General features: G+C 58.5%; 18 protein-coding genes and 1 tRNA gene. 12 read left to right on the top strand and 7 right to left on the bottom strand.

Annotation, left to right across the window (positions count from 1 at the left end):
- Positions 1 to 3: 3 nt before the first annotated feature.
- Positions 4 to 1,617 (bottom strand): iron uptake porin, encoded by a 1,614-nt coding sequence (locus WH7805_RS10395; protein ID WP_038004649.1) that lies wholly within the window; start codon positions 1,615 to 1,617, stop codon positions 4 to 6.
- 278 nt (positions 1,618 to 1,895) lie between these two features.
- Between WH7805_RS10395 and WH7805_RS10390 the strand changes: the two genes are divergently transcribed.
- The 3 genes from WH7805_RS10390 (at position 1,896) to WH7805_RS10380 (ending at position 6,755) form a co-directional block, all read left to right on the top strand.
- Positions 1,896 to 3,488, top strand: coding sequence for a DUF2079 domain-containing protein (locus WH7805_RS10390; protein WP_006043039.1), 1,593 nt, complete (start codon positions 1,896 to 1,898; stop codon positions 3,486 to 3,488).
- A 253-nt stretch (positions 3,489 to 3,741) separates the two neighbouring features.
- Positions 3,742 to 5,313 (top strand): glycosyltransferase family 39 protein, encoded by a 1,572-nt coding sequence (locus WH7805_RS10385; protein ID WP_006043037.1) that lies wholly within the window; start codon positions 3,742 to 3,744, stop codon positions 5,311 to 5,313.
- Positions 5,295 to 6,755 carry a DUF2079 domain-containing protein gene (locus WH7805_RS10380; RefSeq protein ID WP_232198994.1) on the top strand — a complete coding sequence of 487 codons (1,461 nt, stop codon included), beginning with the start codon at positions 5,295 to 5,297 and terminating at the stop codon, positions 6,753 to 6,755. Before WH7805_RS10385 ends, WH7805_RS10380 begins: the two co-directional genes overlap by 19 nt.
- A 182-nt stretch (positions 6,756 to 6,937) precedes the next feature.
- On the opposite strand, the gene WH7805_RS10375 is transcribed toward WH7805_RS10380, so the two are convergent.
- Positions 6,938 to 8,374 (bottom strand): DUF2079 domain-containing protein, encoded by a 1,437-nt coding sequence (locus tag WH7805_RS10375; protein WP_006043035.1) that lies wholly within the window; start codon positions 8,372 to 8,374, stop codon positions 6,938 to 6,940.
- A 357-nt stretch (positions 8,375 to 8,731) separates the two neighbouring features.
- The gene (gene psbD, locus WH7805_RS10370; RefSeq protein WP_006041823.1) at positions 8,732 to 9,787 is read right to left on the bottom strand and encodes a photosystem II D2 protein (photosystem q(a) protein); all 1,056 of its coding nucleotides are present in this window, start codon (positions 9,785 to 9,787) and stop codon (positions 8,732 to 8,734) included.
- A 156-nt stretch (positions 9,788 to 9,943) separates the two neighbouring features.
- Between psbD and WH7805_RS10365 the strand changes: the two genes are divergently transcribed.
- The 4 genes from WH7805_RS10365 to WH7805_RS10350 all read left to right on the top strand — a co-directional run bounded on the left by WH7805_RS10365 (position 9,944) and on the right by WH7805_RS10350 (position 12,132).
- Complete coding sequence (locus tag WH7805_RS10365) at positions 9,944 to 10,207, top strand: hypothetical protein (protein ID WP_006043034.1); 264 nt, start codon at positions 9,944 to 9,946, stop codon at positions 10,205 to 10,207.
- A gap of 5 nt (positions 10,208 to 10,212) precedes the next feature.
- A complete protein-coding gene (locus WH7805_RS10360; protein WP_006043033.1) occupies positions 10,213 to 10,917 on the top strand; it encodes an ABC transporter ATP-binding protein in 705 nt (234 codons plus the stop codon).
- Positions 10,918 to 10,940: 23 nt separating this feature from the next.
- Positions 10,941 to 11,012 (top strand) — tRNA-Asn (locus WH7805_RS10355).
- 322 nt (positions 11,013 to 11,334) lie between these two features.
- Positions 11,335 to 12,132 carry a response regulator transcription factor gene (locus tag WH7805_RS10350; RefSeq protein ID WP_006043032.1) on the top strand — a complete coding sequence of 266 codons (798 nt, stop codon included), beginning with the start codon at positions 11,335 to 11,337 and terminating at the stop codon, positions 12,130 to 12,132.
- A 1-nt stretch (position 12,133) separates the two neighbouring features.
- Here WH7805_RS10350 and WH7805_RS10345 read toward each other — a convergent pair whose 3' ends face one another.
- The 3 genes from WH7805_RS10345 to WH7805_RS10335 are packed head-to-tail and all read right to left on the bottom strand — an operon-like array spanning position 12,134 to position 16,125.
- Positions 12,134 to 13,108, bottom strand: coding sequence for a DNA polymerase III subunit delta' (locus WH7805_RS10345; protein WP_006043031.1), 975 nt, complete (start codon positions 13,106 to 13,108; stop codon positions 12,134 to 12,136).
- A gap of 3 nt (positions 13,109 to 13,111) precedes the next feature.
- Positions 13,112 to 13,753 (bottom strand): dTMP kinase, encoded by a 642-nt coding sequence (tmk, locus tag WH7805_RS10340; protein ID WP_006043030.1) that lies wholly within the window; start codon positions 13,751 to 13,753, stop codon positions 13,112 to 13,114.
- A 2-nt stretch (positions 13,754 to 13,755) separates the two neighbouring features.
- Positions 13,756 to 16,125, bottom strand: a complete 2,370-nt coding sequence (locus WH7805_RS10335; protein ID WP_006043029.1) for a cation-translocating P-type ATPase — start codon at positions 16,123 to 16,125, stop codon at positions 13,756 to 13,758.
- Between the two features lie 34 nt (positions 16,126 to 16,159).
- Here WH7805_RS10335 and WH7805_RS10330 point away from each other — a divergent pair, with 34 nt between their 5' ends.
- Complete coding sequence (locus WH7805_RS10330) at positions 16,160 to 16,705, top strand: photosystem I assembly protein Ycf3 (RefSeq protein ID WP_369776004.1); 546 nt, start codon at positions 16,160 to 16,162, stop codon at positions 16,703 to 16,705.
- Between the two features lie 12 nt (positions 16,706 to 16,717).
- Here the strand turns inward: WH7805_RS10330 and radA are convergent, their stop codons facing one another.
- Positions 16,718 to 18,112: a DNA repair protein RadA gene (radA, locus tag WH7805_RS10325; RefSeq protein WP_006043027.1), complete on the bottom strand. Its 1,395-nt coding sequence runs from the start codon at positions 18,110 to 18,112 to the stop codon at positions 16,718 to 16,720.
- Positions 18,113 to 18,202: 90 nt separating this feature from the next.
- Here radA and rpaB point away from each other — a divergent pair, with 90 nt between their 5' ends.
- Genes rpaB through fabD form a run of 4 tightly spaced genes read left to right on the top strand, consistent with a single transcriptional unit; the run spans position 18,203 to position 22,227 of the window.
- Positions 18,203 to 18,949: a response regulator transcription factor RpaB gene (gene rpaB, locus WH7805_RS10320; protein ID WP_006043026.1), complete on the top strand. Its 747-nt coding sequence runs from the start codon at positions 18,203 to 18,205 to the stop codon at positions 18,947 to 18,949.
- Positions 18,930 to 20,237, top strand: a complete 1,308-nt coding sequence (plsX, locus tag WH7805_RS10315) for a phosphate acyltransferase PlsX (protein WP_038004647.1) — start codon at positions 18,930 to 18,932, stop codon at positions 20,235 to 20,237. Before rpaB ends, plsX begins: the two co-directional genes overlap by 20 nt.
- Before the next feature lie 22 nt (positions 20,238 to 20,259).
- Positions 20,260 to 21,303, top strand: a complete 1,044-nt coding sequence (locus tag WH7805_RS10310; RefSeq protein ID WP_006043024.1) for a beta-ketoacyl-ACP synthase III — start codon at positions 20,260 to 20,262, stop codon at positions 21,301 to 21,303.
- A gap of 27 nt (positions 21,304 to 21,330) precedes the next feature.
- Positions 21,331 to 22,227, top strand: a complete 897-nt coding sequence (gene fabD / locus WH7805_RS10305) for an ACP S-malonyltransferase (protein ID WP_006043023.1) — start codon at positions 21,331 to 21,333, stop codon at positions 22,225 to 22,227.
- Positions 22,228 to 22,259 lie beyond the last annotated feature (32 nt).

The raw sequence follows: 22,259 nt of genomic DNA, 5'->3' as shown, positions 1-22,259 counted from the left end.
CAATCAGAAAGTGAAGGTGGTCTTGATCAGACCGCCGAAGTTATTGAAGGTGTCATCCTTCTCGTTGACGATACGGAAGATGTAGCCCTGGGGAGCACTCAGGTAGAACAGTGCAGGAGTCACAGAGATGTTGTCGGTGACTTGGAACTTGTACCACCACTCCCAGGCGTAGTTACCGTCTCCGACCCAGTCAGTGCCCAGAGCATCTTTACCAGCACTGGTGAAGTCTGCTGCAGTCACGAATGTGGCCTGACCGACGGCCATACCAGCAGAGTTGCCCTTCAGGAAGACATCAGACCACTGAAGGCCCACATACCAGGACTGGGACGTGGAGCTCTTCGTGAGTCCGTCGACGCCAGCATTGTCATTCAGACCCCAACCAGTGCTGATGCTGGGAATCCAGCTGGACTCCTCAGGAGACCAATAAGCACTGATACCAACTGAGTTGTTGGCACCACCAGTTTGAAGAATGTTGGCGGTAGGAGTGCCGTTGCCGGAATAGAGGCCGACACCGTTATCGCCGGAAGCATAGTTGTACGCAGCAGCGATACCCCAATTGTCAGCGGTGTAGGCAACCTGAACAGTTCCGTTAGAACCGGAACAATCAGTACCAATACCACCAGTCGTATCGTCGCAGGGATTGAAAGGATCTCCAGTTCCCGAAGCGGAATTTTGGCCATTAATGCTGACGTAGTTAGCACTAATGCTGAAACCGTCGTTACTCCAGCTAAGGCCAGCACCTGCACCCAGAGAGAGGTTGTAGGTACCTGGGGCACCGGCGTAGGTGAAGATGTCGAGGATCGTGTCAGCGGGATAAGCGCTAGGCCACACAGCCAGCATGTCGTCCTGACGAACGCGAGCACCGACGGTTGCGGTGAAGCTGCTGCCGATGGGGAACTGATAGAAGACCCGGTCAATACCAACGCTGTTCGCGCCGGAAGGCTCTTCGAAGGCGACCTCCATGGCAGTCAGGCCGTTGCCAAACACGGAGTTACCGAAATTGCCAGTACGCAGGCGAGTCCGGAGCAGGTCCTTACCAGTGAAGCTGGTGTCGAGTGCCAGACGCAAGTCGTAGTTGAACGTTACGGCACCAAAGGACTGGTTGTAATCGTCAGCCGCAGAACTGACGCTGCTACCTGCAGTAGATGCACCAGTCACGAAGGTGGTCTGACCCTTCAGCTTGGTGGTGGTGGAGAACTGAGTCGCTTCCAGTTCACCCACGCGGGCTTCAAGACCGTCCACACGGCCCTTGAGGATGGCGAGTTCCTTTTCGAACTCCTTCATCAGGCGCTTCAGCTCGTCGGTCACTTCAGTGACGCGGTCGAGACAGGCATTCAGCAGAGCAGCCGCTTCAAAGCGGGTCATGGCCCGGTTGCCACGGTACGTGCCGTTGGGGTAGCCAGCCACGCAGCCGTAGCGCTCGATCAGGTTGCTCAGTGCCTGATATGCCCAGTCGGTGGGGTACACATCGGAAAACTGAGTGATGCTGGTGACCTGCTCACCGGAAGCGGCGTAATCAGAAACACCGTCGATGTTGAGCTCAGTGGCATTGACAGCCATCGGAGCCAGCAGGCCCAGGGCGGCAGGAGCCACCAAAAGGCGTTGGAACAATTTCATGAAAACCTCACACCAAAAAAGAGGGTTTACGCACAAGGCGTGAGGTAAATCTGACCGCTAACCGGAGCTTAACCAGAGAGCCTGTGACGGTACGCGGTTTGGATACTTCGCAGAGGGTCCTTTTTTCGCCCTTAACCGCATTAATTGATACAAAAAAGGGCGTTGCGCCCTAACACGCGCCCAGTGCAGAGTGACGGTCAGACGTTGCCGAAGCATTCAATCCATTGGACGTAAACCACGGTCAACGAATCGATTGCCGCGGACGATTCAACCTCCCCGTGCTGGCAGCGATCCTGTTTGCCCTTGTGACGCTCGGATTGCAGCTGTGGAAGTCCTGGGTCCTGCTCGCTGGATACGACCAGGGAATTTTCCAACAGGTGGCATGGAACAGCCTGCATGGGCATTGGTTTGAGAGTTCCCTTTCCTCGCAGCTCTCCACCAACGTTGTTCATGCCGGTCAGCTCCCGTTCGTGGGATACGAACGGCTCGGACAGCACTTCACACCCACCCTGCTGCTCTGGGCACCGTTGCTTGCCGTCTTCGGTGCCGCTGCCCTTCCTGTTCTGCAGGTGGGCCTGATCACCGCTGCTGGGTTGGTGCTGCACCGTCTGGCTTCATCGCGTGTCCCGGCAAGAACGGCCAATTGGCTGGTGTACGCCTACTTCGCGGGAAATGCCTTAATTGGCCCCACCCTCGGCAACTTTTCCGATCTTTGTCAGCTTCCTCTAGCGGTGTTCGGCCTGATGCTTGGCCTGCTGGAACGCCGACGCCGCCTCATCTGGGTGGCTGCGGTGCTCATGCCACTCATCCGTGAAGACACTGGAGTGGTTCTCGTTGCCATCGGACTGTGGCTCCTGGTTCGATCCCGCCAACGGTGGTGCTTGGCTTTGGCGCTCATCGCCTGGGGTGCTGGATGGGCCATTGTTTCCACGAATGTGCTGATGCCACTGTTCTCCGACGACAACAGCAAACGCTTCATGGTGGAGAACTTCGGTCAGTACCTCGGAGCTGATCCGGAAAAGGGAAGCAGCAGTCTTGGGGTGATTGGGCGTGTGCTCAGCCAACCGGCATTGCTAGTGCAACAGCTGGTCGATCCACCCGACAAGACTCTTCTGTATTTGCTGGGTCATAGCCTCCCGTTCCTTTTCGTCCCCCTGATCAGTCCCGACACGTGGCTTCTGGCAGGACCCAGCTTGTTGGGGCTGTTTCTTGCCCAGGGAGCGAACGATCCCCTGTCAATCACCATTCGCTACACCTGGCTCGTGGTGCCGGGGTTTGCTTTAGGAACTCTGTTTTGGTGGGAACATCGAAAGCAACCATCCCCAGGCCCACGCGTGCGATTGGCCTGGGCAATAGCACTGGTCATTTCACTGTTATTCACGGTGACCAGCAATCCCAACCGCAGCCTTTCTTTTGTGATCCCAGACAGCATTCAGCCCTGGGTTTACAGCTCTCCTCTAGCCCAATGGCGCCATGGACAGGCCGCGCGGGAGGTCTTGTCCTCCATCCCCGAAAACGCCAGTGTCAGCGCTAACACCAATCTTGTGCCCCTGCTGGCACGCAGGGAAGCGGCCGTGCGTTATCCCTACAGCACTCGTTACATCGACAGAAATCAAGTGGAGCGCTCCGTTGAATGGATCGCTGTCGATCTCGACTGGCTGGAGCGCTACGGGATTGCTTTCCGGGGGGACTGGAAAGCCCTCAGACGCATCCGGCAAGACCTGCTAGGGCAACTTGACAGCTTCAAAGTTCAAGCCATCAGCGATGGCATTGTCGTGTTGCAACGAAATGGAGCGGTGCAACCAAAACTGCAACAAGCCTTGCGCGATCGCCTGCAAAAGCCCCTACCGACAGATCCGCGCAACTTGTAATCCATTACTAAAACGATGCCCCCAACCGGTTATCCGGCTGGGGGCTCTCGCCGGGTCCGCTCTGTCGCGAAACCGATTGATCAGTCAGAAGGTGCCGTCAGCCGGCGTTCTCCGCGATCAGCAGACCCTGGATGCAAGAACTGGAACTCATGGACACCTCCTCCAATGGATTGATGAACGCCGGTGATGCATTCGATGCTGTAACGACATCCGAGGATGGAGTTACAGCATCACACCACTGCGATCTGAACACTTGAACCATAACGGAACTCATCTGTTCTTGAAAGGCAGACCTGCACTTGCTCTCTGGCTTTTGACCCTCTGCCTCTGGCTGCCCTGGCTAGGCAATCAGCCCTTGCGGGACTGGGATGAAGGCCTTGTGGCCACTGTGGCGCGATCCACTTGGCAGCAAGTTGTTCAAGGACAACATCTTCTTGATGGATTAATTGCCTACAAGTGGGAGGGGGCCTACCTCAACAAACCGCCGGGCTTGCATTGGCTGATCGGAGGGGCTGTCCAAAACTTCGGGGAAAAGGACTGGGTTGTGCGTTTAGTGCCCTGCCTGCTCTCAAGCCTCGCCGTCCCCCTGATCTACTGGCTGCGTCGCAGCCTGAACCCGGAACCCATATCGCCAAAGGAGCGGAAACAGCGCGACAGCAGCGCACTGATGGCGGCGCTGATCTTGATGACTCTGCTGCCGATGGCACGCCACGGTCGGCTGGCGATGCTGGATGGCTCCCTCGTGAGTTGCTCCCTGCTGCTCTGGAGCGGCTGGATCGCCTGCAGAGTTACCCGTTGGCATGCTCTGCTGGCGGGGTTGGGGGGCAGCGGCATTCTGCTGCTCAAACCACCGGCCTTGCTGGGATTTCTCCTGATCGCGCTGGTGATCAGCCTCTGGGAACGGCGGCCCTGGCGCACCTCGGCATTCGGCTGGTTCGGGCTTGGTCTGCTGCCTGGGATCGGATGGCATGGCTGGCACCTGCACCAGCGGGGTGCCAATGCCCTGGTGATGTGGGGCGGCCAGGGTCTGAGAAGGATCACCGAGGTGGTAGGAGAGAACCAGGGCGCTTGGGTGATGCCGATCACCGAAGTGATCGAGGGGGGCTGGCCCTGGTTGCTGCTCCTGCCCACCGGGTTGGCCTGGGCCTGGCGTCACCGGCATCAGAGCAGCGGTCGCTGGGAACTGGGACTGCTGATCGGCAGCGCCGCCCTAGTGCTGCCCCTGCGCACCCAGCTCCCCTGGTACAGCCATCTGCTTTGGCCCCCGATCGCCCTTCTCTGCGGCGAAGGCTTAGCCGAACTGCTGCAGACGGGCAAGCCACGCTGGCTGAGCTGGGGCTTCCAGCTTCTCGGTTTGTTCAGCCTTGTGCTGGCTGGGTTGGCCAGCTTTTTTGGTGAACCAATCCAGCTACCGATCGCCGCCCTCCTGCTCGCCGGGCTCGGGCTGCTGATCGGTGGCCCTGGCCTGCGTGGCCCCTCGCTCCGCACGCGTCACCGGGGCCTGGTGGCCGTGCTGATTGGCTGGGGGCTGGCCCTGCTGATGCTCTGGCAGAGCCAGCTCTGGCTCTGGGAACTGAACGAAAGCTGGGATCCCAGGCCAATCGCTGGCCTGATCCGCCAGCTTCCTAAGGATGCCGTGGTCATTCTCAAAGGCCCAACCCGGCCGTCGCTGGGCTGGTATGGCGGACGGGAGTTACGTCGTTCCATCGACACAGGCGCTAACGAGCACTGGCGGGTCAGTCGGCAGCAGGAGCCGGACTGCGAGCAGATCAGCTCCTCAAAGGATGGAGAATGGGCCCTCTGGCGTTGCCCCGCAAGAGCTTGAAAAGCCACGGCCACGAACCAGCCACAAACCAGCCACTGCCGCGCCGCGCTCCGGCTCCACCCCACGCCGCACTTTGGCTTTGGTCTGTGCTGCTCGGTCTGCTTGCCTGGGGTGCTTCAGCCCTGCGCCACTGGCTGCTGCAAAGCAATGCCTACGACCTCGGGCTGTTTGATCAATGGGCCTGGCTGATCGGCTCAGGGCGCGACCCGATCTCCTCGATGGAGGACGTTCATGTGCTCGCTGATCACGGCGCCTGGATGTTCTATGGGTCGGGTCTGCTGTATGGGTTGCATCCATCGATTCATTGGCTACTCGCAAGCCAAGCTCTATCCCTCAGTCTTACTGCAATCCCTGTCTGGATGTTGGCAACTCAAGCCGGCCTATCCAGACGGCTCTGCTGGTTCAGCTGCCTGTTGTGGTGGCTTCAACCATTGGTTTTCAACGTCAATTTGTTTGATTTCCACCCGGAGACCTGGATCATGCCTGGGCTAGCGATGGCGATTTGGTGCCAACGCCAGCAGCGCATCGGAGTCTGGCTTTTGCTGCTGGCCTTGATGCTGGGATGCCGTGATGGCCTGGTTCTGGTCACCCTGGGACTCAGCCTCAGCTTGGTATTCCAACGGCGCTGGACATGGGCGATCGCAGGCACTGGACTCTCCGGCTCTTGGGTCCTTCTGCTGAGCCATTGGCTTTATCCATTGTTCAGAAATGGAGAAGGGCCAAAAGCCGCTGGTCGGATGTTTTCCCATCTCGGTGACAATTTCGGGGACATTCTGTTCACATTGATCAGCCGACCATGGCTTGCCGTCACGCACATCGACTTAGGCAGCGGCGCCTTTTATCTCATGGTCTTAATCCTTCCCACCCTTCCCTTCTGGAGACGGAACTCCCTGGTGATTTTGAGCGCGGCAGTCCCACTCTTGCTTGTCAATCTCAATGCTGAGGCATCATCTTATCGAACGCTGATTCACCATTACAGCCTTCCACTTGCCGTCCTGAGCGTCACCGCCGCAATTGACGGAATGTCCCTACAGCCAAGACGAACTTTCCCTTGGAACGGTGTCATTTGGGCGGTGAGCCTTTGGCTCGCATTAGCCAAGCCATGGTTTTTCACGGGCCCCTATCTCGACAGAGTGCACATGATGGGTGATGCATACCAAGCCATCTCCAAGCTAACTCCAAACGATCGTGTCCTTACAACCAGTTACTTAGTGCCACAGATCAGCCAAAGGCAGCACGTTACCTTCGCCAAACGATCTCAGAGCGAGCAAGCCTTTAACAACGACTGGAACGTTTTCTTACTGAATCCAAACCATCCGGGTTGGGGGTCGAACAAGAGGATCCAGAAGCGCCTACTCAATGAGGCAGAGGAAAGGTATTGGACCTGCAAGAGCTGGGATTCTGGGCTGAAGTTTTGCCGCAAACCAAGCTCAACCTCATAGCGCCCCAACCATACCCATGGCCTGGCACTAGGCTTTTGATCGGATGAATCGAGACCTGCAAAGCAATGAATAAAGAAAGAATAAAACCAAACCACGACCACCGAAGACAGCAAAATCCAAAGACATTTAACAACAAGAAATAGCACCAACACAGGAAAACGCTGGGACCAGACAATCAGCCGTCAACCAGCACCCTTCCGACACAAACGAACGTAATCATTGGGTTGACTACAACTCATTCCCGAAGCCTTTGCCCTCTCCAGCACCTGATTCATAGTGCGGCCGATCTTTGTCTTTCCAACCTCCTTAAGCCGCCCTCTGACATTAATCAAAGCTTTTTCACTCGGAAAAATAATGACATCGAAGGGCCATTTTACCTTATAATCCTCTTTTTCGACTTGAGATATCTTTTCACGCCCGGCAAGATGGACGACATAATTCGAAGAAGCCAGAACTGACTCTTGAGAACCAATTCCAGAAACAACAGACTGAAAAGCAACTGCTTCTGGCAAGCGCGGCAGGTAACGGGATTTAAAATACATCACTCGCGAGTAACCCAAAAAGGCCACCATGGACAAGACTAAGGTGGCATTGAATACATTCTTCTGAATACGACGCGCCTTAACTGAGATTAACGGCAACGAATCAAGGCAACCAGCAATCAAAAAGGCTAATACTGGAATCGAGTAATGGTGATTTAGCTCACGCTGAATACCTGAATCGGAGATAACATTCACCAAGTAAACAGGGGCCGCACCAAGCAAACATGCCAACGCTGGCTTCCGAAGAAGAGCAAGGAAGGGAAGCGAAAGTCCTAAGGTATAGAGAAAAATACTCTCAGGAGAGGCAACACTAAAAACAATCCAAGGCCGCACAAGCAATGTTGCAAGCATCTCGAGTTTCGTATCACCCAAATAGCCCAAACGCATGGCAACATGATCTCCCCCTGCAGAAGAAAGATGCGTTGCCAAGAACCACCAAAAGATTGAAATTACAATTGAAATGAGCCCCCTCAGATACCTACCCTTTGTAAACGCATACAAACCCAAGCCCAGCCCAAACAGTGCTTGGGCATTTTTCGCAAAAAGTGTAATTAATAGGCAAAGATAATAGCGCCATCTTCGATCCTGAGTTACCTCATGAATAGCCACAATCATGAATGGAATCGTGAGGACATCTGGATGGAAGTCCCCCCTATTGACCAAAAAGCTATAAGGACAAAGAACGATTGCGCAGATTAATGCCCAGATGAGCCGAGCATCAATCTGACGCTTGACAGCTAGAGACGCAGCAATGGCAGGAAGTGCCCCCAAAGCAATCGACTGCAAACCGATGAAGGTGAATGTAGAGGGAAAGACTTTATAAATGGCCCCCAAGGGAAGGAGAAGAAGCGAAAAATGGTCCTCCAACGGAGCAACCTGCCTCAAACTGCTAATCGCTGCAATCTTTCCTTCACCAATCAGCCAACTAAATTGCTCAAAAAGTCCAATATCCCAAACCTGAGTACCAAAAAGATAATGCTGAACAGCCGCCGTCGCGAACAGAATACTGGCATAAACGATCGAGACAACAAAAGCTGCATGCTCAATCGAAGAACCCTGCTTAAAACCAATAGCCATACTTCCCCCTATCAATCATAAACGCCTCAAAGCCAAGTTTACGCCTTAGACCTTAACCCAGAAACACCACTCACATACCCAAGAAATCAGGCCTGCAACCCTTTACTTACCAAAGCATTGAATGACTCTAAAGAGACCTGCCAATCGTCGCCATCATCCACTCTTGATTGAATAAGTACCATCTCAACATAGTCGCTAGTCAGAATTCCATTAATGCAGGAATCAATCAAAGCCGGATTCAGCCCTAGCGAACACCTATCGACAAACACCTCTCAAAGGACCCGTTCCAATCAACGCCTGCTATTGAACATAAAAAAAGACCCCCTCACGGAGGCCTAAAGAAAAACAAGTTGAAGATCAGAGGGCGTTGCCGCGTGGCAGAACCTCTTCAGGGAAGACGAAGTTTTCGTGCGGCTGGTCAGCCGGTGCCATCCAGGCACGCAGACCTTCATTGAGAAGGATGTTCTTGGTGTAGAAGGTCTCGAATTCGGGATCTTCTGCAGCGCGGATCTCCTGCGACACGAAGTCGTAGGCACGCAGGTTGAGGGCCAGGCCGATGATGCCGATGGAGCTGGTCCACAGGCCCATCACAGGCACAAACAGCATGAAGAAGTGCAGCCAGCGCTTGTTGGAGAAAGCGATTCCGAAGATCTGGCTCCAGAAGCGGTTGGCGGTGACCATCGAATAGGTCTCTTCTTCCTGGGTGGGCTCGAACGCCTTGAAGGTGTTGGCCTGCTCACCGTCCTCAAACAGGGTGTTTTCCACGGTGGCGCCGTGAATGGCGCAAAGCAGTGCGCCGCCGAGGATGCCGGCTACGCCCATCATGTGGAAGGGATTCAGGGTCCAGTTGTGGAAGCCCTGGAGAAAGAGGAGGAAGCGGAAGATTGCGGCCACACCGAAGGAGGGCGCAAAGAACCAGCTGCTCTGACCGAGGGGGTACATCAGGAAAACACTGACGAACACCGCAATCGGGCCGGAGAAGGCGATGGCGTTGTAAGGACGGATGCCGACGAGACGAGCAATCTCGAACTGACGCAGCATGAAGCCGATCAGAGCGAAGGCACCGTGCAGAGCCACGAAGGCCCAGAGACCGCCGAGCTGACACCAGCGAACGAAGTCGCCTTGGGCTTCAGGGCCCCAGAGCAGCAGCAGGCTGTGTCCCATCGCATCAGCGGGGGTGGAGACAGCAGCGGTCAGGAAGTTGCAACCTTCCAGGTACGAGGAGGCAATGCCGTGGGTGTACCAGGAGGTAACAAAAGTGGTGCCTGTGAGCCAGCCACCGATGGCCAGGTAGGCCGTGGGAAAGAGAAGAATGCCGGACCAGCCGACAAAAACGAAGCGGTCGCGCTTGAGCCAGTCATCGAGGACGTCGAACCATCCCCGCTGAGGCGCGCGTCCTACAGCAATTGTCATGAGAGGAGCTTCATGAAGCTTTACGTGAAAAAGCCTAGTGGCCGTCGACGGTTCGTGGGCAAGAAAGCCGAACAACGGGGAAGACATGAGTAGAAATGCCCACACCTCGGGGAACGCGTTGATTGGCGAAGATGGTCCTATCTCTGGGATTGATTTGTGTACGTGATTGAGTTGGCTCTGCGCATGAGTCCAATGCCCGTATCCGTGCAACGAAAAGAGCAGGATTCAGCGGAGGCGCTGTACCAACAGGTGCGCTCGGCCCTTGAACAGGGTCAGCCACGCCTGCTGGAGCTCAGCTGCGAGAAAGTCGAGGGCAAACGCCTTAGCGTTCTCACGAGCGATCTGCTCGCCGTGCAGATCTATGAGAAGACCGCTGCCAGCGGCGGCACGAAGCGCCCGGGTTTCTCCTTCGAAGGCTGATCAGGATGAAAGCAGAGGCACACGCCGACTCCGACCGGGCAGCACTCTGCTTCGATCGGGTCAGCTTCTGCTGGCCCTGCGGGACCCAAGCTCTCGATCAATGCAGCGTGGAGATTCGGTCCCCTGGGCTTTGGATGCTGGTGGGCAGCAACGGCAGCGGCAAGAGCACGCTGTTCCGGATGATCTGCGGCCTGATCCATCCACAACGTGGAGAAGTGCGCTGCTCCTTACGACCTGCTCTGGTGTTTCAGAACCCAGACCATCAACTGCTGCTGCCGAGCTGCAGCAGCGAGCTTCTTCTCAATCTCCCTCCTCAGCTTTCGAGATCCAAGAAGTTGGAGAGGATTGAGGAGCTTCTTGAACAGGTGGGCCTGGCCGGAATGGGCGGCCGATCGATTCACACCCTTAGCGGAGGGCAGAAGCAGCGCCTCTCGATCGCGGGTGCTCTCGCCAGTGAAGCCAACCTACTTCTGCTCGACGAGCCGACCGCGCTGCTCGATTCCGCCAGCCAGACGACGATCCTTGCCACCGTTCAACAGCTTTGCCACCGCTCCAAAACCCCCCTGACCGCACTCTGGGTGACCCATCGACTGGGAGAGCTTGATCACGCCGATGGTGCCGCACGGATGGAAAATGGACGCATCGGCCCCTGGAGAAGTGGCCCAGTCGTGAGGCAGGAGCTCGAGCCTCTTGCAGGACGGCGGGGCTGAGAGGTAAGTTCTCTTGGTCACATTCCTCGGTAGCTCAGCGGTAGAGCGGTCGACTGTTAATCGATTGGTCGCAGGTTCGAATCCCGCCCGGGGAGCTTTCACCACCACACACCACGGCCGAAGGTTCGTGGTGTTTTTTTATTTTTCAGAACTGCCGGCCCGGCACCCGATCAAATTCCCTCATTGATGGAAATTCATTAACAGACGGGGCAGGAAACCAAAGACTTCCTGAAGAGGCGGCAAGACCTCTCGTCGCCGGAATCCCGCGCAACTTACTCCGCCGCAGTGGATTAAAGCCTTTGCTCCCTCAAATTCTGACTTAACCAATTTCTGCATCTGCAAAGGAATATTGAGAGAATCTGTCAAGCCACGACGCGGCATCACCACGTCTTCCCTGTTCCACCCGCCTGCGAGTCGATGAAGCCCTGCATCCTGCTAATCGAAGACGACCGGGATATGCGCGAGCTGGTCAGCGGCCATCTCGAGCACAGCGGCTTCGATGTTCAGAGCGCTGAGGATGGCATCAAAGGGCAAGCTCTTGCTCTGCAATACAGCCCGGATCTGATCCTTTTGGATCTGATGCTTCCGAAAGTCGATGGGTTGACCCTCTGCCAGCGGCTCCGTCGCGATGAGCGAACGTCAGGGATCCCGATTTTGATGCTCACCGCGCTTGGAGGCACCAAAGACAAAGTGAGCGGTTTCAACTCCGGAGCCGATGATTACCTCACGAAGCCCTTCGATCTCGAAGAGCTCCAAGTGCGTATCAAGGCCCTATTACGCCGCAGCGACCGGGCTCCAGTGGGCAGCTCCGGCAACCACCACGAAATTCTCAGTTACGGGCCTCTCACCCTGGTTCCTGAACGCTTCGAAGCCATCTGGTTCGACAAGCCGGTCCGCCTCACCCACCTCGAATTCGAGCTGTTGCACTGCCTGCTCCAGCGTCACGGGCAAACCGTTGCACCCTCTTTGATCCTCAAGGAAGTGTGGGGGTATGAGCCGGACGATGACATTGAGACCATCCGTGTTCATGTGCGTCACCTGCGCACCAAGCTCGAACCCGATCCTCGGAAACCCCGTTTCATCAAAACGGTTTATGGAGCTGGTTATTGCTTGGAACTTCCCACCGGTGCCCAGCTAGAGGGTCTTGAGGACGTCCTCTCCCAAGCACGTCAGGATCGAGAGCAAAACGATCAGAACAATCGCGCAACCGCCTGAATCAGGCGGTGTGGGATCTGATCAGGTTGAGCAGAGTCACTTCCCAAGCCAAACGTGGCTGCACAAACGACAGCAATTGGTGACGCAGGCGATTCAGGCGTTCAACTGACACCCTGTTGAGCTGCTGTCGCCAGAGAACGGTTTGCCACCAGCTGATCAACCAGAGCTGCTGCTCCCCCTCCAGCTGTTCGCAGACATCTCTCGCCAGCCCGAGAGCATCCACGGGAGTCTGGGGCAGATTCCTGAAGCGCTCCTTCAGTGCTTCAGGAATCGAACTCCACAAACGTACGTGCTCGAGCAGTGCACCGGGAGAGCCTGACGCCAAAGCCACAAGCTCAGGCTCAGAGGCAGCAATCTCCAGAGCTCGGTGCCCGGCATCATCTGGCAGCTGGGCCAGCACTGCATGCATTACTCCATCGGGCAACCGAGTGAAACGGATCTGCTGGCATCGAGAGCGGATGGTGGTCAGCAAACGATCAGGTGCAGCCGAAAGCAGAATCAGCAACCCGTGCCCCGGCTCTTCGAGGGTTTTGAGCAAGGCATTGGCCGCTCCCTCAGCCATCGCCTCCGGTTGCTCAAGAACCACCAGCCCTCGCGCTGACTCCAAAGGCTGTCGAGCCAGATAACGGCCGAGGTCACGAATTTGCTCCAAACGAACCTGGGGCGGTGTGCGTCTGTTCACTCCGGCGGCTTCGGCTTCAGACCTGGAGATGAGGCGCCCCTGATGGCTGTAGGTGGGCTCCACCCAAAGCAGATCAGGATGGTTGCGCTCTTCAAGACGCCGGCGTTCCCTGGGGTCTTGGCTGCCGCCACTGAGCACACCTTCCATGAAGCGCAAGGCAGCAAGCCGGCGTCCCACCCCATCAGGGCCGCTGAACAGATACGCCGGTGCCAGGCGCTGAAGCGCTAACGCGGATTGCAGCAACTGGGTGGCCAGGGGCTGCCCCTGAAGATCAGCAAACAGCTCGCTGGCCATCGGTCACGCACTCCTGAGGGCAGTATTCCCTTCCAAAGCAAGACGGATGGTCCTCTGAACCTCCTCTGGACTCAAATCAGCAGGGATACCAACCCAGTCCCGTTCCGCGGCCAGCACGCGGAATCCATTGGCCACCCTGCCCAGGAAGGCCTGCCCTTCAGCCTCAATCCGGTCCTCAGCCCGATCGCCCCGTCTGGCAATGCTCGCCTCAAGAGGCAAATCGAGCCAGAGCGTGACATCCGGCACGAGGCCAGCGGTGGCAATCCGCTCCAAGTCAAGAATCAGCGACTGGTCCAACCCACGTCCATGTCCTTGATAAGCAACGGTTGACCCACTGAAGCGGTCACTGAGCACCCAGTCGCCGCATTTGAGGGCTGGAAGAATTCGGCGTTGCACGTGCTGAGCCCGGTCGGCGGCATACATCAGAAGCTCGGCCTCCGGGCACGGCGCCGCTGCATCCGGTGGGTGCAGCAACAGTTCACGCAAAGCACGACCGAGGGGAGTGCCGCCAGGCTCACGGGTGAGATGCAGCGTTGCCCCGTCAGGCATTAGGCCGCTACCCGGAAGCCAATCAGCAAGCTGGCGCAGCTGGGTGGTCTTGCCGCAGCCATCGATTCCCTCCAAAACCAAGAAACGCCCCGTCATGGTCAGGGAAGCCGCAGGCTGAGGGCATTGACCACAACAGAGACCGAACTGAGGGCCATCAACAATGCAGCCAGGGGAGGGGAGAGAAGAATGCCGAATCCTGGCAGCAAAACCCCAGCCGCAACAGGCAGAGCAATGAGGTTGTACCCGAACGCCCAGATGAGGTTCTGGCGGATCTTGCGCATCGTGCGCCGAGCCAGGCCAAGGGCTTCAGGCAGGGCCTCCAGGCGATCACCCATCAGCACCAAATCAGCCGTGTCCTGGGCAATCTGGGTTCCGGTCCCCACGGCAATCCCCAAATCAGCGGCCGCCAGAGCCGGAGCATCATTGATGCCATCGCCCACCATCGCGATCGGCTGAGACTGGCGCCAAGATTCCAGGCGCTCAAGTTTCTGATCGGGCAGAAGCTGCCAGGCCAGTTCATCCCCCTGGAGCCCCAGCGTCTGGCCCACCCGTTCCACAGCTTGACGACGGTCACCGCTGAGCATGCCGAGTGATAAACCCTGGGATCGCAGGCGCTGCAATGCAATCACCGCATCAGGACGCAAACGATCGTCGATCGCTACCAGGCCCATCGGCCGCTGTCCCAGACTCACAGCCACAAGGGACTGTCCCCCGGTCTGAGCGGCTTCGACGGCATCCCGCTGGTGATCAGGCCATTCGACCCCCTGGCCCCGCAACCATTCCAGGGATCCAACGCGCAGAGGGTCCGAAGAGCCAGACAGTGATCCTTCCATCCCTGCTCCAGGAACGGTTCGACTGTCCTGAACCGGAAGCAGAGGAAGATTGAGGCGCTGCGCTTCCTGCAGCAGTGCATGAGCCAGAGGATGACGACTGGTCTGCTCAAGGCTGGCCGCCAACTGGATCGTGCGCGACGGATCATCACTCAAGAGCACCGCATCCACGAGTGGCCTCCCCAGCGTGAGGGTGCCGGTTTTGTCGAAAACCACCCGTTCGATGGCGGCGGATCTCTCGATCACATCACCACCCCGGAAAAGCCAGCCCTGGCGAGCTGCCAAACCTGACGACACGGTGATCACCGTGGGGGTCGCCAGACCAAGAGCACAGGGGCAAGCCACCACAAGCACTGCGATCGCCAGCTGCAGTCCCAGCGCGAACGGCGTCTGAGCTGCTGCTCCCAAGGACTGATGAACACCATGACCTTGGCCATGATCCATCAGCACCACAGGAACCTCCAGGACCTGAGGCCAAAGGCTGCTGCCAATCAGCCACCAGAACAGAAAGGTGAGCAGCGCCAGCGACACCACGCCGTAGCAGAAGCGCCCTGCCACCCGATCGGCAAGCCCTTGGATCGGCGCGCGCCGCGCCTGGGCCTGCTCAACCAAAGTGATGATGCGAGCAAGGGCCGTTTCACGGCCCACCCGGCGCACCTCCATCACCAGGGTGGCCTCGAGATTGAGACAACCGGAACTGAGCTCCGTTCCCGGGCCGGCATCCACTGGAAGAGGTTCTCCCGTGAGGCTGGACAGATCCACCGCGGAAAAGCCCTCCTCGATCACACCGTCCACCGGGATGCGATCTCCAGCGAGCAATTCAATCCGCTCACCTGGCCGCAACATCTCAACCGGCACATCCCGCACGATGCCATCGGCCATCACAAGCCTGGCCGAAGATGGCTGGAGTGCTGCCAGTTCCTTGAGAGCACGACCGGTGCGCCGACGGGCCCGTTCCTCAAGGAAACGACCAAGGAGCACAAAGCCCAGAAGCATCACTGGTTCGTTGAAGAAACAGGGCCAGCCCACCGCAGGCCACACCAGGGCGACCACACTGGCGAGGTAGGCACTACCAACGCCCAAACTCACCAACGTATCCATGCTGGGGACGCCACTCACAGCCGCGGCCCAACCACCTCGCAGGATGGACCGGCCCGGTCCGATCAACGCAACCGTGGCCAATCCCGCATGGAACGGCAGCGTCCCGATCAACGGCATCGACAGCGTCCCTGCCTCTGCCAGATGGCCGAGGACCGAGAGCAGCAGCAACACCAGGGCCACCATCAGCTGACGCCACTGGTTCCACCATCCCCAGGCCCGGCCAGGCTCAGCGTCCCCGCTCAAGACACCACTCTGGCGCGGCTGGGCTGGAAAGCCCCTGCTGCGCAATGCGTCAAGAGCCCCCTCGAGGGACTGCTGAACATCCAGACCCGTGGGCTCGAAGCGCAGCCAAGCACTGCGGGTCACCAGGTTGACGCTGGCTTCCTGGACTCCTGGCTGATCCTGAAGCGTGCGTTCAACGGCTCGCACGCACCCACCGCACTTCATTCCCTCCACATCCAGCAGCACCACCTGGGCGCTGCTGGATGTGGAGGTGTTCTCGGCTGACGACGATGTGGACACGGCGACGGATTCCATCAACTCACGCTAGGCATCACCTGTTGGGTTCAGGATGGATTCATCCGTCCAGCTCTTTGTGCCCCGCAGTAACCGCAACGACAACTTCATCGACAAGAGCTTCACGGTGATGGCCGACCTGATCGTGAAGCTCTTGCCCATCAACGCCAGAGCGAAAGAGGCGTATGTGTATTACCGGGATGGACTCTCAGCTCAAAATGACGGCGACTATGCAGAAGCTCTGGAAAATTACGAGGAAAGTCTGAAGCTTGAGGAGAACCCTATCGACCGGGGCGAAACCCTCAAGAACATGGCCATTATCTATATGAGTAACGGTGAAGAAGACCGGGCTCTGGCCACCTATCAGAAGGCCTTAGATGAAAACCCCAAGCAGCCGTCATGCCTAAAAAACATGGGGTTGATCTACGAAAAGCGTGGGCGCACTGCGGAGGAAGAGGGTCGCCGCGACGATGCCGACGGATGGTTTGATCAAGCCGCCGACGTGTGGACGCAAGCCGTGCGACTGAATCCCGGCGGCTACCTCGACATCGAAAACTGGCTGAAGTCCAGTGGCCGCAGCAATGTGGACGTTTACTTCTGATCGCGGTCACGCTCAATCGTCATCGCCGGGGTTCACTCCCAAGCCAAGAACGAGGGCCTCAGTGATCGATCCCGCTTCGAGCAAGGCAAGATCAAGGCGTGCGGCCAAAGGGCCCAGACCACTTCCTTTGGGGACCACAGCGCGGGTGAACCCGAGGCGCACGGCTTCCTGCAAGCGCAGTTCCAATTGCCCCACTGGCCGAAGCTGACCACCCAGGCCGAGTTCCCCAAGCAACACCGTTCCTGCCGGCAGGGTCAGATCCCGGTAGCTGGCCACCACAGCCGCGGCCACACCAAGATCAGCAGCAGGCTCCTCCACATCCAACCCACCGGCCACAGCCAGGTAGCAGTCGAACCTCGACAGGGGCAAGCCCATGTGTTTTTCCAGCACCGCGAGGATCTGATGCAAACGGTTCACCGCGATGCCTGTAGCCGTACGGCGGGGGCTTGAATAACTGGTGGTGCTGACAAGAGCCTGCAAATCCACCACAAGAGGACGGGTCCCCTCGCAAGCCACGATCGTGGCCACTCCGCTGGCCCGTTCCCCGCTGAGAAAAAGCTCGCTGGGATTCCCCACTTCGGCAAGGCCTTGCCCCCGCATCTCGAACACACCCAGTTCATGGGTAGCGCCGAAGCGGTTCTTCACCGCCCGCAGCAGACGATGGCTCGCGAAGCGATCCCCCTCGAAGGTGAGCACAGCATCCACCAGATGTTCCAGCACCTTCGGGCCAGCGAGCACCCCTTCCTTGGTCACATGCCCCACCAGCAGCAACGCGGTGTTCTGACGCTTGGCTACGCGCTGAAGCGCGGCCGCACACTCCCGCACCTGGGCCACGGAACCGGGGGCACTGGACAGATCACCGTCATGCAGGGCCTGGATGCTGTCGATGATCGCCACATCGGGCTGCAGAGCCTCAAGCTCCTCGAGGACCAGATCCAGATCGGTTTCTGCCAGAAGCTGAAGATCGCTGGAATCTGAGGTGAGGCGCTGCCAGCGCAATTTCACCTGCTGGGCTGACTCCTCCGCACTGACGTACAGCACGGAACGATGGCTGGCGATGGCCGATGCGCTCTGCAGCAGCAGGGTGCTTTTGCCGATCCCAGGGTCACCACCAACCAAAACAAGCGAACCGGGAACCAGCCCACCACCGAGAACGCGGTCCAGTTCTCCATATCCGCTGGGGAGCCGCTGCAACGGCTGGTCGCCAAGGGCGGCCATCGAGGTGGAACGGCGTGCCTGAGGTCCGGCTCCTGGTTCGGCTCCAGCACGGCGGCGGCGTGCGTCCTGCTTCGGGGCGGATTGCTCGACGAGAGAATTCCAGCTGCCGCAGCTGTTGCAGCGACCGAAAAACTGCCGGGTCTGCGCTCCGCAGCTCTGGCAGACGTAAAAAGTTGACGGACGAGGCACGTCGAATAATGAAGAAAGTTGGCGTTGCGTGAACAAAAAGGCATGTCGCTCGCCTATTTGTGACCCATAACTTGAAGCATTGCCGGCGACATGACGGCCTCAGCCCCTACCAAGGAAACCATTCTCGTAGTGGACGACGAGGCCAGTATCCGCAGGATTCTGGAAACCAGGCTGTCGATGATCGGCTACAACGTCGTCACCGCCTGCGACGGCACCGAAGCTTTGACCTGCTTCCAGGAGTGCGAACCGGATCTGGTCGTTCTCGACGTGATGATGCCGAAACTCGATGGCTATGGGGTCTGCCAAGAGCTGCGCAAGGAATCGGATGTGCCGATCGTGATGCTCACCGCCTTGGGCGACGTGGCCGACCGCATCACCGGCCTTGAGCTGGGAGCCGATGATTACGTGATCAAACCCTTCAGCCCCAAGGAGCTCGAAGCCAGGATTCGCTGCGTGCTGCGCAGGGTTGAGAAAGAGAACGCCGCCGGCATTCCCAATTCCGGGATGATCAAGGTGTCGGATTTAAAGATCGACACCAACAAACGCCAGGTGTTCCGTGCCGATGAACGCATCCGCCTCACAGGGATGGAATTCAGCTTGCTCGAACTGCTTGTGAGTCGCTCGGGCGAACCCTTCAGTCGCGGTGAGATCCTGAAAGAGGTCTGGGGGTACACCCCGGAACGACACGTTGATACACGCGTGGTGGATGTTCATATTTCCCGTCTTCGTTCCAAACTGGAAGACGATCCGGCCAATCCCGAGCTGATCCTCACAGCTCGGGGAACCGGTTACCTGTTCCAGCGCATCGTCGATTCCGTTGCCTCCGAAGGACCCTGAGCTGAACCCGGTCTCAACACCGCGGACTAAGCCCCGCCGCTCCAAGGCGGTACGCCGTCTGGTGATCTGGTATCGGCGCAATGCGGCTGTCACCAGCCTTGTTGGCACGGCGACGACCTCGGCGAATGCCGCGGGCTCCATGGCTGGATCCGTGACCTCCATGGCCGGATCCATGCTGCAACCGGTGATGGATCCCCTGCGCCGCCTGCAGGGAGGCCTGCCTGGGGAAGACATTGAGATCAACGACCAAGACAGGATTTGGGTCGCTGTGGACGGCATGGGCGGCGACCATGCCCCCACCCCAATTCTTGAAGGCTGCCTTCAAGCCATCGAGCGGCTGGCCGTACGCATTCGATTTGTCGGTGAGACGGATCGCGTCCTGGAAGCTGCGGCTGCCTCAGGCCTGACCGAAGCGTTGAACGCCGCGATTGATGCCGGCCATCTCGAATTGATCCTGAGTGGACCGTCGGTCGAAATGCATGAAGAAGCCACAGTCGTGCGTCGCAAACGCAACGCCAGCATCAATGTGGCGATGGATCTCGTGAAACGCGGTGAAGCCAAAGCGGTTTACTCCGCAGGAAATTCGGGTGCCGTCATGGCCTCCGCGATCTTCCGGCTGGGTCGCCTCACGGGGATTGACAGACCAGCCATCGGCGCCCTGTTCCCCACCAAGGACCCCGGACAGCCTGTCCTGGTGCTCGATGTGGGCGCCAACATGGATTGCAAGCCCACTTACCTCCATCAGTTCGCGCTTCTGGGCAACATCTACAGCCGAGATGTTCTGCAGGTCGCTCGGCCCAGAATCGGACTGCTCAACATCGGCGAGGAGGAATGCAAAGGCAATGACCTGGCGGTCAGCACCTATGCGCTGCTGAGAGAGGAATCCCGCTTGCACTTCGCTGGCAATTGCGAAGGACGGGACGTGCTCTCCGGAGCATTCGATGTGGTGGTGTGCGACGGCTTCACCGGCAATGTGCTGCTCAAGTTCCTTGAATCTGTGGGCAGCGTGCTTCTGGGTGTTCTGAAAGCCGAACTGCCAAGGGGCCGCCGCGGCAAGGTCGGCTCAGCCTTTCTGCGCAGCAACCTCAAACGCATCAAAAAGCGACTGGATCACGCCGAGCATGGTGGTGCGCTGCTCCTTGGCGTGAACGGCATCTGTGTGATTGGCCATGGCAGCAGCAAGGCTCTGTCCGTTGTCAGTGCCCTGCGTATAGCCCATTCAGCCGCCAGCCATGGCGTGATGGAGGATCTCGCTGCGCTCAGCCAGCAAACGACGGTGCAAGCCTGAGCTTGCCCCTGCCGGACTGTGGTTGACTGACGCCACCCGCTTGGATCTTCTCTTGGCTGGACAATCACCGCAGGTCCTTGGCGTGGCCCTGATCGGCAGCGGCAGCGCACAGGCAGCGCAGGTGATCAGCAACGATCAGCTCAGCCAAAGGGTCGATACCAACGATGAATGGATCCGCACACGCACGGGCATCGGTCGTCGCAGGGTCAGCGATGCAGGTCAGACCCTGGTCGATCTTGCTGCGGAGGCAGGTCGAAACGCCCTGACCATGGCCGGTCGATCTCCCGAGGATCTTGACCTCATTCTCCTGGCCACCTCCACACCCGATGATCTGTTCGGTTCAGCACCAAGAGTGCAGGCCGACCTCGGCGCGACCAATGCTGTTGCCTTCGATCTCACGGCCGCATGCAGCGGTTTTCTGTTTGCACTGGTCACGGCAGCGCAGTATCTGCGAACGGGGGCGATGCGCCGTGCCCTGGTGATCGGTGCAGACCAGCTCAGCCGCTTCGTTGACTGGGACGACCGCCGCAGTTGCGTGTTGTTTGGCGATGGCGCCGGAGCCGTCGTTCTGGAAGCCTCGGATCAGGATGGACTTCTCGGTTTTCTTCTAAACAGCGACGGGTCGCGCGGCGCCGTTCTCAATCTGCCTGCCATCGACACCTCCTCTCCCCTCGTCGATGAGGCCGTGCACCGTGCAGGTGGGTTTCAGCCGATCGTGATGAACGGCCAGGAGGTGTATAAGTTCGCGGTCCGTGAGGTTCCCGCCGTCCTCCAGTCACTCTTGAAGCGCTGCGACGTCTCTCCCGATCAACTGGACTGGCTCCTGCTCCATCAAGCCAACCAACGCATCCTCGATGCAGTCGCTGATCGACTGTCGGTTCCCAGCGCCAAGGTTCTGAGCAACCTGGCGGAATACGGAAACACCTCGGCAGCAACCATCCCGTTGATGCTCGATGAAGCTGTGCGCGACGGACGGGTCCGCTCCGGCGATCTCCTCGCCAGTAGCGGGTTCGGTGCTGGTCTGAGTTGGGGGGCGGCCCTGCTTCGCTGGCAGGGGCCCGCGTAGGCTCCAGAAACGATTGCGCCGTCAAGAATGTCGATCGCCTGGGTGTTTCCTGGTCAGGGGTCTCAGAAAGTCGGAATGGCCGATCCAGTTCTCAGCCTTCCTGGTGCTGAGGAGCGCTTTGCGCTGGCTTCTCGGTTGCTGGGTCGCGATCTCCTCGGGATTTGTCGCGGCGAGCCTGGGGATGCGGATGATCCTGCTGATTTGAACGACACGCGGAACACCCAGCCCGCGCTGTTCGTGGTCGAGTCGCTGATCGTGGATGAGCTGCGTCGGCAGGGTCGCGAGCCTGCGCTGGTCGCCGGCCATAGCCTCGGAGAACTGGTTGCCCTTTATGCAGCAGAGGTGTTTGATGCTGAGACCGGTCTTGAACTGATGCAGCGCCGGTCTGAACTGATGGCCGCAGCTGGCGGAGGAGCCATGGCCGCCGTTATCGGTTTCGAGCGCAGTCAGCTCGACGACCTGGTGAACGCTACGGAAGGCGTGGTGATTGCCAACGACAACAGTGCGGCCCAGGTTGTGTTGTCGGGCACAGCAGACGCCGTGAAGGCGGTTGGTGAAGCCCTGACCTGTAAACGAGTCATCCCCCTGGCTGTATCGGGAGCCTTTCATTCACCCTTTATGCAGGACGCGGCGGATGCCTTCTCGCAACACCTCAATGATCTGACCTTTAAGGATGCCCGCTTCCCAGTCCTAAGCAACACGGACCCCACTCCCTGCGTGGATGCGGCTGAACTCAAGCAGCGCCTGCAACGCCAGATGATCACAGGCGTTCGCTGGCGTGAAACCATGGTGGCGATGACTGAAGCGAACGTGGAGACCCTGGTGGAAGTCGGCCCAGGGGCTGTTCTCAGTGGTCTGGCCAAACGCGCCATGGCCGGGGTCACGCTGTCCCAGCTCGCTGGAGCCGGCGATCTCGGACTTTGAGCGTGAACACTCCTGACTCCGAGAATCAACCG

The organism is Synechococcus sp. WH 7805 (assembly GCF_000153285.1).
GTDB lineage: Bacteria > Cyanobacteriota > Cyanobacteriia > PCC-6307 > Cyanobiaceae > Synechococcus_C.
The sequence above is the reverse complement of the archived record's forward strand: the minus strand, read 5'-3'. Positions and strand labels throughout refer to the sequence as shown.